Source organism: Spirillospora sp. NPDC029432, assembly GCF_040703975.1.
Taxonomy (GTDB): Bacteria; Actinomycetota; Actinomycetes; order Streptosporangiales; family Streptosporangiaceae; genus Spirillospora.
Genome location: NZ_JBEZWH010000005.1, coordinates 118611 through 132030 on the forward strand (window position 1 = coordinate 118611; position 13420 = coordinate 132030).

Genomic DNA, 13420 nt, shown 5'->3' on the forward strand with positions numbered 1-13420 from the left:
CCGCCGGCCCGCCGGGCGGCATCCGCATGGGGGTGCCCGTTCCGCGGGCCGGCTTCCGTAGAACGCGGGCCCGGCGGCGTCAGCCGCCGGGCCTGCGCTTGTACAGGGGGACCGCGGGGGGCAGGGGGCTCGCCCCTTCAGGGGACAGGGCGTCGAGGACGAGCACGACGTAGCGCTGCCAGCCGTCCTCCCGGGGGTCCATCGTCCAGAGGACGCTGAGGAGCATCGCCATGATGCGGCGGAGGTCGTCGAGGACGATGTCGTCCCGGATCACCCCGGTCCGCTGGCCGCGCTCGATCAGCGGGGCGAGCGCCTCGAAGAAGCGGGTCCCCGCCTCCGCGGTCAGCGAGCCGAAGTCTCGGGCGGCGGCCATCATGTTGTAGTCGCGGGCGTTGAGCCGCATCGTGCTCTCCAGCACGGCGGCCAGGCCGCGCCGCGGGTCCTCGTCCTCCAGGGCCCGTTCGAGGACGGGGAGGACCTCTTCGGTGAAGGTCTGCTCGAGCGCGGTGCGTACCAGGATCGCCTTGTCCGGGAAGCGCCGGTAGAGCGTCGCGATGCCCACGCCGGCGCGGCGGGCGATCTCCTCGAGGGGGACGTCGGAGCCGCGCTCGGCGTAGAGTTCCCGCGCCGCCCGCAGGATCTTCTCGGAGTTGCGCGCCGCGTCGGCGCGCAGGGGGCGGGACGGTTCGCTGGGCACGGTCCGATGCTACCAAACTGATAGTCGTCTATCGGATCGGCGGCATCGGCCCGCCGGCTACTGGAGGGCGCTGCCCTTCTTCCACGTCTCCCAGGAGAGCTGCCAGAACGACCAGCCGTTGTTCCACTCGACCTTGCGGCTCGTGCCCTTGATGTCGACGATGTCGCCCGGCTGCACGGTCCGGTAGAACCACTGCGCGTCGTCGGCGGGCTGGCGGACGCAGCCGTGGCTGCAGTTCTGCTCGCCCAGGCACCACTCCTGGCCCGAGGTCTGGTGCAGGTACTCGCCGCTGTTGGAGATCCGGACCGCGTACCCGATCATCTCGTCGTAGTAGCCCGGGTCGCCCTTCTTGCGCCCCGGCGAGATCATCCGGACCGGGTTGCCCTTCTCCATCGTCAGGTGGACGCCGCTGGTGGTGGTGTACTCGCGGGTGCTCGCGTTGCCGCCGCTGATCGGGACGGTGCGGGCCTTCTTCCCGTCGATGGTCACCACCATCTTGTGCTTCTTCATGTTGATCTTGGCGATCCGGGACTCGCCGATCTCGAACGTGCGGGACAGGTTCCGCATGCCGTACACGTCCTTGGCGGCGCGGACCCCGGCCAGCCGGGCGTTCAGGGTGACCTTCTGGTGCGGCTGCCAGTACGTCTTGGGCCGGTAGATCACCTTCTGGTCGCCCATCCACCGCCAGGCGCCCTCGACCGGCTTCTCGGCCTTGACCTCCAGGGCCTTCTCGACCTGCTCCTTGTTCCGGACGGCGCGGTCGAAGTCGAGGATGATCGGCATCCCGACGCCGTACTGCTTGCCCTTGTTGCCCTCCAGGATCCAGTCCAGCGAGGCGGAGATCGTCGCCTCCGGCTTCAGGGTCCGGAACGTGCTGGCGGCCTGCGAGGTCGTGCCGACGGAGTTCTTGGCGGTGGCGTTCACCGTGTACGAGGAGGACGGGCGCAGCGTCCAGCGGGACCGCCACTCGGTCTTCTGGGCGTTGAAGTCCCCGGGCACCGGCTTGCCCTTGAGCTGCACGGTCACCGACTGGAGCGACCCGCCGGCCGCCCGGACGACGACGCCCTGGTCGGGCCGGGCCTTCTCGGTGCCCTGTGCCGGGGTGATCGTCACCTTGGCCGCGGGGACCTTGGTGTCGCCGGCCGCGGTGGTCCCCTCCTTGCTCGTGTCGCTGCAGGCGGTGAGTGCCATGGCACCCGCCAGCAGCGCCGCTCCGAACCGAATCCCGTTCCTCCGCACCAGCGCCACCCCGAGCACGCTCACGACCGATTCAAGGTCATTAATTGTGGATGCCTGTGAAAATACCTCCTTAGCTGGGTGTGTCCCATGTGACCGAGGTTGCGATTTGGAATCGAACGGTTACCCGCGCGTTCGGTCGACGACCCGGCCGCGCACCTCGCCGAACCCGATGCGGGCGCCGTCCGGGCCGGGCGCCGTCGCGGTGATCGTCACCTCGTCGCCGTCCTCGAGGAACGTGCGCTCCTGCCCGTTCACCTTCACCGGCTCCTTGCCGCCCCAGGTCAGCTCGATGAACGCGCCGCGCTGGCCGGGCTCCGGCCCGGAGATCGTGCCGGACGCGAACAGGTCGCCGGTACGGGCGGAGGCGCCGTTCACCGTCATGTGCGCGAGCATCTGCGCGGGCGACCAGTACATGGTCCGGTACGGGGGACGCGACACGGTCTCGCCGTTCCACTCGACGGCGAGGTCCACGTCCAGCCCCCAGGGGGCGTCCTCGCGGAGGTACGGCAGCGGCTCCGGGTCCTGCGCCGGCGTCGGGACGCGGGCCTCCTCCAGGGCGAGCAGCGGGACGACCCACGCGGAGATCGAGGTGGCGAAGCTCTTGCCGAGGAACGGGCCGAGCGGCACGTACTCCCACGCCTGGATGTCGCGCGCCGACCAGTCGTTCACCAGGACGCAGCCGAAGACGTGCTTCGCGAAGTCGCCGCAGGCGACGGGCGTGCCGAGGGGGGTGCCGGCGCCGACGACGAAGCCCAGCTCGGCCTCGATGTCCAGCCGCCGGGACGGCCCGTACGACGGCGCCGCGTCGGCCGGGGCCTTGCGCTGCCCGTACGGGCGGGCGATCTCCGTGCCGGAGGGCACGACCGTCCCGGCGCGGCCGTGGTAGCCGACCGGCAGGTGCTTCCAGTTGGGCATCAGTGGCTCGGAGTCGGGCCGGAACAGCCGCCCGAGGTTGGACGCGTGGTGCTCGGAGGCGTAGAAGTCCACGTAGTCGGCGACCTCGAACGGCAGGTGCATCGTCACCGCGCCGGCCGGATGGACGGCGCCGTCCGGCACGTCCCCGGACACCAGGTCGGTGACGCGGCGGCGCACCTCGACCCAGCGGTCGTACCCCTCGGCCATGAACGCGTTGAGCGACGGCCGCGCGAAGACCTCGTCGCCGAGCGCGGCCGCCAGGTCGACGACCGAGTCGGCGACGCGCACTCCCACCCGGGGGGCGGAGCCCGGCGTCGAGAAGACGCCGTAGGGGAGGTTGGCGAGCCCGAACGGGGAGCCTTCGGGGATGTGGATCGAGGTCATGTGGGGTCGTCTCCCTCCTTGGCCGCGAGGCCGAGGTTCACTAGGTCGGTCAGGGGGTCGGTGACGCTGCACGTGCCGAACGACAGGAAGCGGCCGCGCACGGCCGCGGCGCGCGCCTCGTCCAGGTCGGCGACGGCGGCGGCGAGGGCGGTGCCGTCGCGGCGGGCCAGCAGCGCCGCCAGGTCGGCCGGGGACGCGCCGCCGAGCACGGCGTCCACGGCGAGCAGCAGGTTGAGGAAGCCGTGCTGCTCGAAGCCCGTCTCGGGGTCGGTGTTGCGGATCGCGTGGTGCAGCCCGGCGGTGGCCTTGAACGGGACGCCCGCCGCCACGACGGCGGCGACCGCGTCCGCGAGTTCCGCCTCGTCCGGGTAGAGGTGCGCCTTGACGCCGCCGGTGCGGAACTTGGCCCGGTACGGCGAGCCCGGCAGCGCGGCGATGATGCCGGGACGGCGCTCGTCGCGCGGCACCTCGACGAAGACCGGCACATCGGTCTCGGTCTTGCCGAGGACGGCGAACAGCTCCGCCGCAGGCATGCCGTCCGGCACGGCGACCTCGACGCCGGCGAGCCGTACCGGAAGGGCGGCCGCCTCGGCCAGCGCCCCGGCCAGGTGCGCGGGGCCGGCCGGGACGGTCACCACGAGATCGAGCCGCGACCCGTCCGGCAGCAGCGGCCCGAGGTCCGCGAGCGCCGGGGCGGCCACGATGAACGACCCGACGAGATCGGCGTGCGCGGACGACTTGTGGCGGAAGTGCGCCGGCACGGCCTCCGCGAGCGGCATGTTCCCGGGCGGGAAGACCGCCGCGTCGTCGCAGAGCCCGCGCACGATCGGGGGCAGGAGGGTCACGGTGTACCTCCTGCCCGCCGGCCGGCCCACGTCCACGCGTAGGCGGGGTCCTCGCAGGCCACACCTCCCTCACCCAGCTCCAGCGGGCGGAAGGTGTCGACCATGACGGCCAGCTCGTCGAACGCCTCGACGCCGATGCTGCGCTCGTACGCGCCGGGCTGCGGGCCGTGCGAGTGCCCGCCGGGGTGCACCGAGATCGAGCCCTGGCCGATGCCCGAGCCCTTGCGGGCCTCGTAGTCGCCGCCGCAGTAGAACATGATCTCGTCGGAGTCCACGTTCGAGTGGTAGTACGGCACCGGGATCGACAGCGGGTGGTAGTCGACCTTGCGCGGGACGAAGTTGCAGACCACGAAGTTGTGGCCCTCGAACACCTGGTGGACGGGCGGCGGCTGGTGCACCCGGCCGGTGATCGGCTCGAAGTCGTGCACGCTGAAGGTGAACGGGTACAGGCAGCCGTCCCAGCCGACCACGTCGAACGGGTGCTCGGCGTACACCATCCGGGTGCCGGCCAGGCCGCGCGAGGTGCGGTGCTTGACCAGGACCTCGACGTCGGTGCCGGTGGCGGTGAGCGGCTCGCCGGGGCCGTGCAGGTCGCGCTCGCAGTAGGGGGCGTGCTCCAGGAACTGCCCGAAGCGCGACAGGTAGCGCTTGGGCGGGTGGATGTGCCCGGTCGCCTCGATGATGTAGGCGCGCAGCGGCTCGTCGCCCTCGGGGATCCAGCGGTGGGTGGTCGAGGTCGGCAGCACGACGTAGTCGCCCTGCTTGGCCTGGAGGGCGCCGAAGACGGTCTCGACGACGGCCTGGCCGGACTCGACGTACACGGCCTCGTCGCCGGTGGCGTTGCGGTAGAGCGGCGAGGGCACGGTGGACACGGCGTACGACAGCCGCACGTCGGCGTTGCCCAGCACCAGCCGGCGGCCGGTGACCACGTCGGTCTCGCCCCAGCTCTCCTTGGGGAACAGCCCGTGCAGCTTCAGGTGCCGCGGCTTGAGCGGATGGTTCGGGGTGGTCGCCGCGTCCGGGATCTCCCACACCGCCGAGTCGACGATCGCCGACGGCAGGCCCCGGTGGTAGAGGAGCGAGGAGTCGGAGGAGAAGCCCTCCTCGCCCATCAGCTCCTCGAAGTAGAGCGCGCCCTGCTCGTCGCGGTGCTGGGTGTGCCGCTTCGGGGGGACGTCGCCGACCCGGCGGTAGTACGCCATGGCTGCCTCCTCAAAGTAGTTAATGCATTTACTATCTTCCGCCCGCGCTGCGCCGCGTTCAACCCCGGGGAGGGAAAGAAGCGGGACGGGACGCCCCGGAAAGGGCGGTGTGCGGGGAAAGGCCCCGTCAGCGGCGCTCGCGGACGTCGAACTGGTCGCGGTGCGCGATGAGCTTGCCGAGGAGCATCACGAGGATCTCCTGCTCGGTCTCGGTGAGGACCTCGGTCCACTGCCGCTCCCGCTCGTTCTGGGCGCGGAAGACCTCCAGCATCGTCTCCCGGCCCCGCCCGGTCAGCGACAGCAGCACGGCCCGGCCGTCGTTCTCGCCCGGCGACCGTTCGAGCAGGCCGTCGGCCACCAGGGACTTCGCCAGGTTGGACACCGCCGCGCGGCTCATCCCGGCCAGCGCCGCGGCCCGCCGCGACTCCAGCGGGCCGGCCAGCCAGGTCACGAACAGCAGCCGGAACCCCGCCCACGACAGGCCGCGCGGCCGGTGCACCGACGCCTCCAGGTCGTACGTGACGATCATGGAGGCGCGGTTGAGGGTGAGCAGCGTCCGGGTGGCCTCGCGGTGCGGGAACCCGAACTCCTCCGACAGCCGGTGGCCGGCGAGGTCGACGAACGACCAGAAGTCCACCGCACGCTCCGGCGGCGTCCCGGCGCCGTTCCGCTCCTCGGCCATGCCCATCACTCTAGTGCCGTACGGCAAGCTCGTTCATCCATGTACTACTTGCCCGGCTGGGTGACGGCGAGCCCGGGACGGTCCCGCGGCACCTTCAGGAAGAGCAGCATCACGGCGCAGACCACCAGGCAGCCGATCGGGAAGAACAGGCCGGCCGTGGCGTCGTCGACGGTCGCGTTCTTGCCGATCACGTACGGGCCGAAGAACCCGCCCAGCGCCGCGATGGTGTTGATCGCCGCCAGCCCGACCGCGGTCTGCTCCTGGGAGAGCAGCCGGGACGCCATCGCCCAGTACGGCGCCAGGTAGCCGAGCACGCCGACCGCGACCATCGACAGGCAGATCAGCGCGGGCACCGGATCGTGCCGGAACTGGACCGTTCCGGTCAGCCCGAGCGCGGCCAGCAGCATGAGGGCGATCACGTGCCCGCGCCGCTCGCCGGTCCGGTCGGAGGTGCGCGCGACGACCAGCATCCCGACGGCGCCGACGAGGAACGGGATCGCGCCGAGGAAGCCGATGTTGGTCGCCGAGTACGACGGGTCCATCTGCTTGACGATCTGCGGGAGGAAGAACGTGAACCCGTACAGGCCGCAGGCGGCGAAGAAGTTGGCCACCGCCAGGTAGATGATCTTCGGGTCGCGGATCACCTTCAGCTCGGCCAGCGGGCCGTGCTCCTTCTCCCGCGTGTACTCCTTGTCGATCTCGGTGGTCAGCCAGGTGCTCTCCTCCTCGCTGAGGAACCGCGCCTTGGCCGGCCGGTCCGGCAGGTAGAACAGCACGATCACGCCGAGGATCACCGCGGGGGCGCCCTGGAGGATGAACACCCAGCGCCAGCTGCTCAGGTCGAACCAGTGCACGTGGTCGAGGATGAGCCCGCCGGTCAGGCTGCCCAGGATCATCGCGATCGGCTGCGCCAGCGCCAGCGCCGCGATGGCCCGGCCGCGCTCGCCGGCCCGGAACCACAGCGTCATGTAGAGCAGCAGGCCCGGGAACAGGCCGGCCTCCGCCACGCCCAGCAGGATCCGCGCGATGTACAGCTGGGTGACGCTGTGCACGAACCCGGTGATCGCGGTCATGATGCCCCAGCTGATGGCGATCCGGGCCAGCCACACCCGGGCACCGACCCGCTTCATGATCATGTTGCTGGGGATCTCGAACACCACGTACGCGAGAAAGAAGATCGCCGACGCGGTGCCGAACGTGGCCGCCGTGATGGCCAGCTCGTGCTCCATGCCCAGCTGCGCGTAGCTGATGTTGGAACGATCCATGTAGTTGAACACGTAGAGCAGCCCGACGATCGGCAGGATGCGCGTCGACACCCGCCGGACGGTGCGGGCGCCGATGTCGGCGTCCCGGGGGGCGGTGGTCGGATTGGCCATGACGTTCTCCTCGGCTTTCAGGGGGTCACACGCGCGCCGCGGCGCCCAGTCCGGCGGCGCGGCCCATGGTCAGCGCGTTGGCGACGGCGTTGCCGCCGCCGACGTACCGGAGGCCCAGCACGCCCGCGCCGGCCTCGCCCGCGGCGTACAGCCCGGGGACGGCCTCGCCGCGGGCGTCCAGTACCCGGGCGGCGGGGTCGATCTCCAGCCCGGCGTGGGTGCACACCAGCTCGGCGGGCAGCGTCCGCACGGCGTAGAACGGCGGTTCGGCGATCGGCTCCGGCGGGGCGGCGGCGCCCTTGGCGGCGAGCGTCTCGTGCCGCAGGAAGTCGTCGTCGCGGCCGTTCGGGAGCTGGTCGTTCCAGCGGGCCACGGTCGCGGCCAGCGCGTCCGCCGGGACGCCGATCGCCGCGGCCAGTTCGGGCAGGCTACCCGCCCGTACGGTACGGCCCGCGCCGGCCTCCGCCGCCACGTGATCGGGCGTCCAGTGCGCGTACCCGGCGGGCAGCCCCAGCCGGGCGCGCTCGTCGAAGACCGCCCAGACCGGACCGCCCTGCGCGTCGATGATCCCGCCGGACACCGCGTACGAGGCGTCCTCGTCCATGAACCGGCGGCCCCGCCCGTTCACGTGGACGCGCGACACCGGCGGGAAGCCCGACTGCCAGTGGTGCAGCCGCTGGAAGTACGCGGTCGGGAGCATCAGCCCCCAGTCCTCGCCGGTGACCGCCGCCCCGACCTGCTCGCCGAACCGCAGGTGGTCGCCGCGGCTCCCGGGCGCCGCCACGACGAACAGGTCGTCGCCCGCCCGCCCGGCCGCCGGGTAGTACCGCTCCAGCAGGTCCGGGTCCTGCGCGAAACCGCCGCTGGCCACGATGACCGCGCCGGCCCGCACCTCCAGGTCGTCCGCCACGACGCCCGCGACCCGGCCGTCCTCCTGGAGGAGCCGCTGGACCCTGGTGTTGAGGACGATCTCCACGCCGCGGTCCCGGCAGGCCCGCGCCAGCACGTTCACCAGCCCGAGCCCCTGGTCGCGGGGCACGTGCCCGCGCCAGACGTCCTCGACCCCGGCCCGGGTGAGGCCCGGCGTGTGCGCGTTGTGCGACACCTGCGCCGGGATCTCCACGCCCAGCCCGATGAGCCACTCCAGCGTCGGTCCCGCCTGCTCGCAGAACGCCCGGACGAGCCCCGGGTTCAGCCGCCAGTGGTTGAGGTCCATGTAGTGCTGGAAGAACCGCTCGGCCGAGTCCTCGATCCCGAGCCCGGCCTGCACGCTCGTCCCGGCGGCGGTGAACATCCCCGCCGACAGCTGCGTGGACCCGCCCAGCTCCTTCTCCGACTCGAACAGCAGCACCGAGGCGCCCCGCTCGGCCGCCGAGGCGGCCGCCGCGAGCCCGGCACCGCCGCCACCGATGACGATCACATCCGTGTTCATGACAGATCACCTCCGGAGTCGGTGACGATGCGGTGGTAGAGGCCGTTGGAGACCAGGCCGCCGTCGACGGTGACCTCGCTGCCGGTCATGTACGTGGAACGGTCCGACAGCAGGTGCAGGACGACGTCGGTGATCTCCTCCGGGCGGGCCGTGCGGCCGGCCGGGATGCTGCGCACGGCCGCCTGGACGAACGCGTCCGCGCCGTCCAGCAGCGCCGTGTCGACCAGGCCGGGATGGACGGAGTTGACCCGGATCCCCCACTTGGCGAAGTTGCCGGCCGCCGACTTCGACAGCCCGGTCAGGCCCCATTTGCTGGACGAGTACGCGGGCGAGAAGTAGCCGATCTGCCCGGAGATCGAGGAGATGTTCACGATCGAGCCGCCGCCCGAGTCGCGCATCAGCTCAGCGACGGCCTTCATCCCGTAGAACGGGCCGAAGAGGTTGATCAGCATGACCCGTTCCCACACCTCGTCGGAGGTGTCGAGGAACTCCAGCCGGCGCGAGATCCCGGCGTTGTTGACGAGCCCGCCCAGCGCGCCGTGCGCCGCGCGGATCTCGTCCACCACGCGGGCCCACGCGGCCGGGTCGGTGACGTCCAGGGCGTGGCCGCTCGCCGCGCCGCCCGCGTCCCGGATCCCGGCGACGACCTCCGCCGTGTCGGCGACGTCGGCCACGCAGACATGGACGCCGCGCTCCGCGAGGGCGCGGGCGTGGCCCGCGCCCATGCCCGCGGCCGCGCCCGTGATCAGCACGACGCCCGGGTAGCGGACGCCCTCAGACATGGCGCGAGCCCCCGTCCACCGCGATGCTGTGGCCGGTCACGTACCGGGCGCTGTCCGACAGCAGGAACAGCAGCGGGCCGAGGACCTCCTCGGGCGACCCGAGCCGGTGCAGCGGGACGACGTCCAGCGCGTGCTTGAGAGCGGCCGGGTCCTCCTTCACCCACTGCGTCATCTCGGTGTCGATGTAGCCGGGCGCGAGCGCGTTGACCCGGATGCCCTGGTCGCCGAACTCCACGGCGAGGGACTCGGTCAGGTGCGCCACGGCCGCCTTGGACGCGCAGTACGCGCCGCGCCCCTTGCGGACGCGGATCGCCGACACCGACGACATGTTGACGATCGCGCCGCCGGGGCCCATGTGCCGGGCCGCGGCCTGCGCGCCGTACAGGACGCCCTCCACGTTCACCGACAGCGTCGAGCCGATCTGCTCGGGCGAGATCTCGCCGGCCGTCGCGTACGGGAAGATCCCCGCGTTGTTGATCCAGAAGTCCAGCCGGCCGAACCGCTCCACGGCCGTCCGGGCCAGCTCCTCGTGGTCCGCGGCGCGCGTCACGTCCGCGCGGACCGCGACCACCTCGCCGGGCTCCCCGGCCAGGGCCTCGGCGGTGGCCTTCATGGCGGTCTCGTCGATGTCGGCGCCGACCACGTTCACGCCGCGGGCGGCGAGCCCGGCGGTGAACCGCGCGCCCATGCCGCGGGCCGCGCCGGTGACGACCGCGACCTTGCCCGGGAACTCCGGGTAGACGGCGGTCATCGGGTCGTGCTGTACGCGCCCATCGGTCATGCGTTCTCCTCGGTGGTGTTCTCAGGGGTGGCGGAGGGAAGCGCGTCGTCGCGGCGGACCGTCCGGCGGCGGATCAGCCACCGGCCGCCGATCCGGACGAGCTCGTCGGTGAGCGTGGTCATCCGGTCGAGCCGCGAGGGCCCGCCCGGGGGCGTGCTGACGATCTGCAGGTACGCGCGGACCGTGGCGCGGTGGTCGTCCACCGACTCCACGTGGACGTTGGTCAGCACGTGCCGCGTCCGCCCGGCCTGCTCCCGGAACCGCTCGGCGAAGGCCGTCAGCTCCCGGGTGCCGGTCACCGGCTCCGGATAGGACGGCGACCGGAACTCCCCGTCGGGGGTGAACGTCGCCGCCCACTCCCCGGCCCGGCCCTCGTCGATCAGATGGCTCTGCGCCCCGTACATCCGGTGGATGCGCAGGAGCGTCTCGCTGCTTACGTCCGGAACCACTTGCTTTCTCCGTAGAATGTGCGATTATCGCACTCAGCGTGCGATGTACGGACACGTTATGTAGCCTGCTTCACACCCGTCAAGAGGAGTGGCATGTCAGCGCTGGATTCCGGGATGTCCAAGACCCTGCACAACGGCCTGCAGATCCTGGAACTTCTGGTGGAACACCCCCACGGACTCACGCTGACGGAGATCGCCGAAGGGGTCGGGGTGCACCGCACCGTCGCGCACCGCCTCGTCCGCACCCTGGAGGCGCACGAACTCTGCCGCCGCGACCGCTTCAAGCGGATCTCGCTCGGCGCCGGCCTCGTCCGCCTCGCCGATCCCGTCGAGCAGGACCTGCGCACCCTCGCCCGCCCCGTGCTGGAGGAACTGGCCGACCTGCGGCAGGCGACCGCGCACCTCGTCGTCCGCGAGGACGAGGACCGCGCCCGGATGCTGATGGTCGTCGAACCCCGCCGCGCCCGCATGCACGTCGCGTTCCGCCCCGGCCAGGTCGACCCGATAGGCCGCGGCTCCGCGGGCCTGGCGATGCTGGCCGCCGCCCCGCCCGTACCGGGCGAGCGCGAGGAGATCACCGTCGCCCGCCGCCGCGGCTTCGCCGTCTCCCACGGCGAGATAGCCGCCGCCATCACCGGCGTCTCCGCCGTCGTCCCCGGCGCCCGCACCCAGACCGTCATCGGCCTGTCCCTCTTCGAGGCCCCCGACGTCGAGGAACTGGGCGCCCTGGTCGTAGAGGCCGCCCACCGCCTGGCGTCCCTACTCCACTGACCCGCCGCGCTTAACGGGTTCCACGCGACCGCGTCCGTCGACTGCGGCGCTACCGCACCGACCCGTCCAGCGCACGCCGCAGTTCGGCCGCGCCATCGGCGACCGTGGACGGTGCACCACCGTCCTGCCCGATCCGCGCGAAGACCCTCCGCAAGAGGCTCGCCGTCCGACCTTTTCCGATGGCGTCCGACAGCGCCGCGATCTCCCCGATGACCTCCTCGGCCCGCCGCCAGTCCCGGACCCGCACCAAGGTGTCCAGCAGTTGCGCCAGGTCGAGGTTGCCGTAGAGGTGTGCTTTCCGGCAGTCCAAGGCGACCTGTTCGTGCAGCGGAATCGCCTTCCGCCACTGTCCGAGCTGCGCGTGGGCCGTTGCCCTGTGCCAGGTCAACTCCGTCTCGTTGACCCACCACGTCCAGTACGGATCCCGGAGATGGATGCTCTCGGAGAGCGCGCTCCTGACGTTGGCGAGCATGTCGAGCGCGCGGCGTTCATCGCCGATCTGGGCGAGACCCCGGCCATGGCGCATCTGGAAAAGCGCGGCGACGCGGGGTGGAAGGCTCTCATCCAGAACGGCTGTGGTGATTCTGAGTGCTTCCTGGGGACGTTGCAGGTACAGCGACTGCATGGCGAGATGGGAGAGCAGGAACAACTCCATGTCGCGGTCACCGGCTTGGCGGGAGAGCATGAGCGCTTCATGAGCGACCTGGCGGGACACCATTTGCTGATCCGCGTCGTACGCCAGCCAAGCCGTGATCTCCCCGGTCTCGCCGGCGACCGCCAGCAGGTCCCGTTCGATCGACGGCTTGTACGCTCCGACGCCGATCCGGTGGACGGCCGTTCGGAAGACCCGTAGGGCGAGAGGCAGTACATCGTGGCCGCCCCACCGGCCGTCGAGCCTGACGAGGTCCTGGTTGGTCTCCCGGAGCGCGTCCAGGTAAGCGGAGTCGGCGAGCGGCCCGTTCGTGCTGGGCGGATGTAGCGAGAGCGCGGTGAGGCCCGCGCTCCGGTCCTCGCCGCCCGCGGCGAACAGTTCTTCCACCGGCTTGCCGGTCACCCGGCTGTAGAGCGTGCGGTAGCGGTGATCGGGAACGTGCTTCCCGTTCTCCCACTGCTTGATCATGTCCGTGAGGCTGGGAACGCGCGCGACGTCGGCGAGTTCGCGCGGCTCGGCCGCGGCCCGTAGCAGCCGCGCCAGCGTTCCACGTGACCAGTACGGTGCCGCTTCCCGTGCAGCCCGGAGGCGTGCGCCGACGGCTTTCCTGTCCTCCGGGGGCATCTGGCACACCTCTCGGCGAGGGGGAGGCGGGGGCCTCCCCTAGTCCTCCCCTAGTCCTCCCCCATCCTCCCCATGGACTCCCGGTATCCGCTCGGATTCACTGAAAGTCACGAGACGTGCGCGGACTGTCGCGTACTCGACCGTGAACACCAGGCGGCCCCGGCCGGTGCGGCAACACCGTGGCCGGGGCCTTGATCCGATGGAGGTCGGACCCATGGCCGAGCGTACGACCGCGTCCAGCCCGCTCGCAGTGCTGGGCGCGCATCTGGGCGCACGAGGACTCGAGGTCAAGCTGACCGCGCGCGGGCTCGTGGTCGCCAACCCGCAGGTCGCGATGGACACGATCACGTGCCGAGCGCGTGCCGACGACTTCGGGAACGTGTGGTTCTGGACGTCGTGGAACCGGCCGATCGCGCCCGCCGACCGGATCGCGGAAGCGACTCAGGCCGTCATCGGCTACCTGGTCGGACGGTGAGCGCCGTCGCGCCGTGGGCGGTGGCGGAACTCGACCCGGATCGGGTGGTGGCCGAACTGCGGCATCGCTTTCCGGGCGTCGTGGCGTGGTGGGGCGAGTTCACCGGCTCTTGGT

Annotated in this window: 14 protein-coding genes; 2 read left to right on the plus strand and 12 right to left on the minus strand. The window is 71.6% G+C overall.

Going from position 1 to position 13420, the window contains the following annotated elements:
• Positions 1-79 precede the first annotated feature (79 nt).
• The 11 genes from AB0881_RS05650 to AB0881_RS05700 all read right to left on the minus strand — a co-directional run bounded on the left by AB0881_RS05650 (position 80) and on the right by AB0881_RS05700 (position 10784).
• A complete protein-coding gene (locus tag AB0881_RS05650; protein WP_366614500.1) occupies positions 80-697 on the minus strand; it encodes a helix-turn-helix domain-containing protein in 618 nt (205 codons plus the stop codon).
• A 57-nt stretch (positions 698-754) separates the two neighbouring features.
• A complete protein-coding gene (locus AB0881_RS05655; protein ID WP_366614502.1) occupies positions 755-1960 on the minus strand; it encodes an Ig-like domain-containing protein in 1206 nt (401 codons plus the stop codon).
• A 96-nt stretch (positions 1961-2056) separates the two neighbouring features.
• Positions 2057-3235, minus strand: coding sequence for a fumarylacetoacetase (gene fahA, locus AB0881_RS05660; RefSeq protein WP_366614504.1), 1179 nt, complete (start codon positions 3233-3235; stop codon positions 2057-2059).
• Positions 3232-4080, minus strand: coding sequence for a hypothetical protein (locus tag AB0881_RS05665; protein WP_366614506.1), 849 nt, complete (start codon positions 4078-4080; stop codon positions 3232-3234). Before AB0881_RS05665 ends, fahA begins: the two co-directional genes overlap by 4 nt.
• The gene (locus tag AB0881_RS05670) at positions 4077-5282 is read right to left on the minus strand and encodes a cupin domain-containing protein (RefSeq protein WP_366614508.1); all 1206 of its coding nucleotides are present in this window, start codon (positions 5280-5282) and stop codon (positions 4077-4079) included. The genes AB0881_RS05665 and AB0881_RS05670 overlap by 4 nt, the downstream gene beginning before the upstream one ends.
• A gap of 127 nt (positions 5283-5409) precedes the next feature.
• Positions 5410-5964 (minus strand): MarR family winged helix-turn-helix transcriptional regulator, encoded by a 555-nt coding sequence (locus tag AB0881_RS05675; RefSeq protein ID WP_366614510.1) that lies wholly within the window; start codon positions 5962-5964, stop codon positions 5410-5412.
• A 44-nt stretch (positions 5965-6008) separates the two neighbouring features.
• The gene (locus AB0881_RS05680; protein WP_366614511.1) at positions 6009-7340 is read right to left on the minus strand and encodes an MFS transporter; all 1332 of its coding nucleotides are present in this window, start codon (positions 7338-7340) and stop codon (positions 6009-6011) included.
• A 25-nt stretch (positions 7341-7365) separates the two neighbouring features.
• Positions 7366-8772 carry an FAD-dependent oxidoreductase gene (locus AB0881_RS05685; RefSeq protein WP_366614512.1) on the minus strand — a complete coding sequence of 469 codons (1407 nt, stop codon included), beginning with the start codon at positions 8770-8772 and terminating at the stop codon, positions 7366-7368.
• Positions 8769-9554, minus strand: coding sequence for an SDR family oxidoreductase (locus AB0881_RS05690; protein WP_366614514.1), 786 nt, complete (start codon positions 9552-9554; stop codon positions 8769-8771). Before AB0881_RS05690 ends, AB0881_RS05685 begins: the two co-directional genes overlap by 4 nt.
• Positions 9547-10335: an SDR family oxidoreductase gene (locus tag AB0881_RS05695; RefSeq protein WP_366614516.1), complete on the minus strand. Its 789-nt coding sequence runs from the start codon at positions 10333-10335 to the stop codon at positions 9547-9549. The genes AB0881_RS05690 and AB0881_RS05695 overlap by 8 nt, the downstream gene beginning before the upstream one ends.
• Entirely contained in the window at positions 10332-10784 is a 453-nt protein-coding gene (locus AB0881_RS05700; RefSeq protein ID WP_366614518.1) for a nuclear transport factor 2 family protein, read from the minus strand. Before AB0881_RS05700 ends, AB0881_RS05695 begins: the two co-directional genes overlap by 4 nt.
• A 93-nt stretch (positions 10785-10877) precedes the next feature.
• On the opposite strand from AB0881_RS05700, the gene AB0881_RS05705 reads away from it, so the two are divergent.
• A complete protein-coding gene (locus tag AB0881_RS05705; RefSeq protein ID WP_366614520.1) occupies positions 10878-11555 on the plus strand; it encodes a helix-turn-helix domain-containing protein in 678 nt (225 codons plus the stop codon).
• A gap of 49 nt (positions 11556-11604) precedes the next feature.
• Here AB0881_RS05705 and AB0881_RS05710 read toward each other — a convergent pair whose 3' ends face one another.
• On the minus strand, positions 11605-12831 hold the full coding sequence (locus AB0881_RS05710) for a hypothetical protein (protein ID WP_366614522.1): 1227 nt from the start codon (positions 12829-12831) through the stop codon (positions 11605-11607).
• 214 nt (positions 12832-13045) lie between these two features.
• On the opposite strand from AB0881_RS05710, the gene AB0881_RS05715 reads away from it, so the two are divergent.
• Complete coding sequence (locus tag AB0881_RS05715) at positions 13046-13306, plus strand: hypothetical protein (protein WP_366614523.1); 261 nt, start codon at positions 13046-13048, stop codon at positions 13304-13306.
• Positions 13307-13420: the final 114 nt, after the last annotated feature.

What these genes read in the sequence shown, in the direction of transcription:
- fahA (WP_366614504.1), bottom strand. Translation starts at nt 3,235, where the DNA reads ATGACCTCGATCCACATCCCCGAAGGCTCCCCGTTCGGGCTCGCCAAC.
- AB0881_RS05670 (WP_366614508.1), bottom strand. Translation starts at nt 5,282, where the DNA reads ATGGCGTACTACCGCCGGGTCGGCGACGTCCCCCCGAAGCGGCACACC.
- AB0881_RS05675 (WP_366614510.1), bottom strand. Translation starts at nt 5,964, where the DNA reads ATGGCCGAGGAGCGGAACGGCGCCGGGACGCCGCCGGAGCGTGCGGTG.
- AB0881_RS05680 (WP_366614511.1), bottom strand. Translation starts at nt 7,340, where the DNA reads ATGGCCAATCCGACCACCGCCCCCCGGGACGCCGACATCGGCGCCCGC.
- AB0881_RS05685 (WP_366614512.1), bottom strand. Translation starts at nt 8,772, where the DNA reads ATGAACACGGATGTGATCGTCATCGGTGGCGGCGGTGCCGGGCTCGCG.
- AB0881_RS05690 (WP_366614514.1), bottom strand. Translation starts at nt 9,554, where the DNA reads ATGTCTGAGGGCGTCCGCTACCCGGGCGTCGTGCTGATCACGGGCGCG.
- AB0881_RS05695 (WP_366614516.1), bottom strand. Translation starts at nt 10,335, where the DNA reads ATGACCGATGGGCGCGTACAGCACGACCCGATGACCGCCGTCTACCCG.
- AB0881_RS05705 (WP_366614520.1), top strand. Translation starts at nt 10,878, where the DNA reads ATGTCAGCGCTGGATTCCGGGATGTCCAAGACCCTGCACAACGGCCTG.
- AB0881_RS05710 (WP_366614522.1), bottom strand. Translation starts at nt 12,831, where the DNA reads ATGCCCCCGGAGGACAGGAAAGCCGTCGGCGCACGCCTCCGGGCTGCA.
- AB0881_RS05715 (WP_366614523.1), top strand. Translation starts at nt 13,046, where the DNA reads ATGGCCGAGCGTACGACCGCGTCCAGCCCGCTCGCAGTGCTGGGCGCG.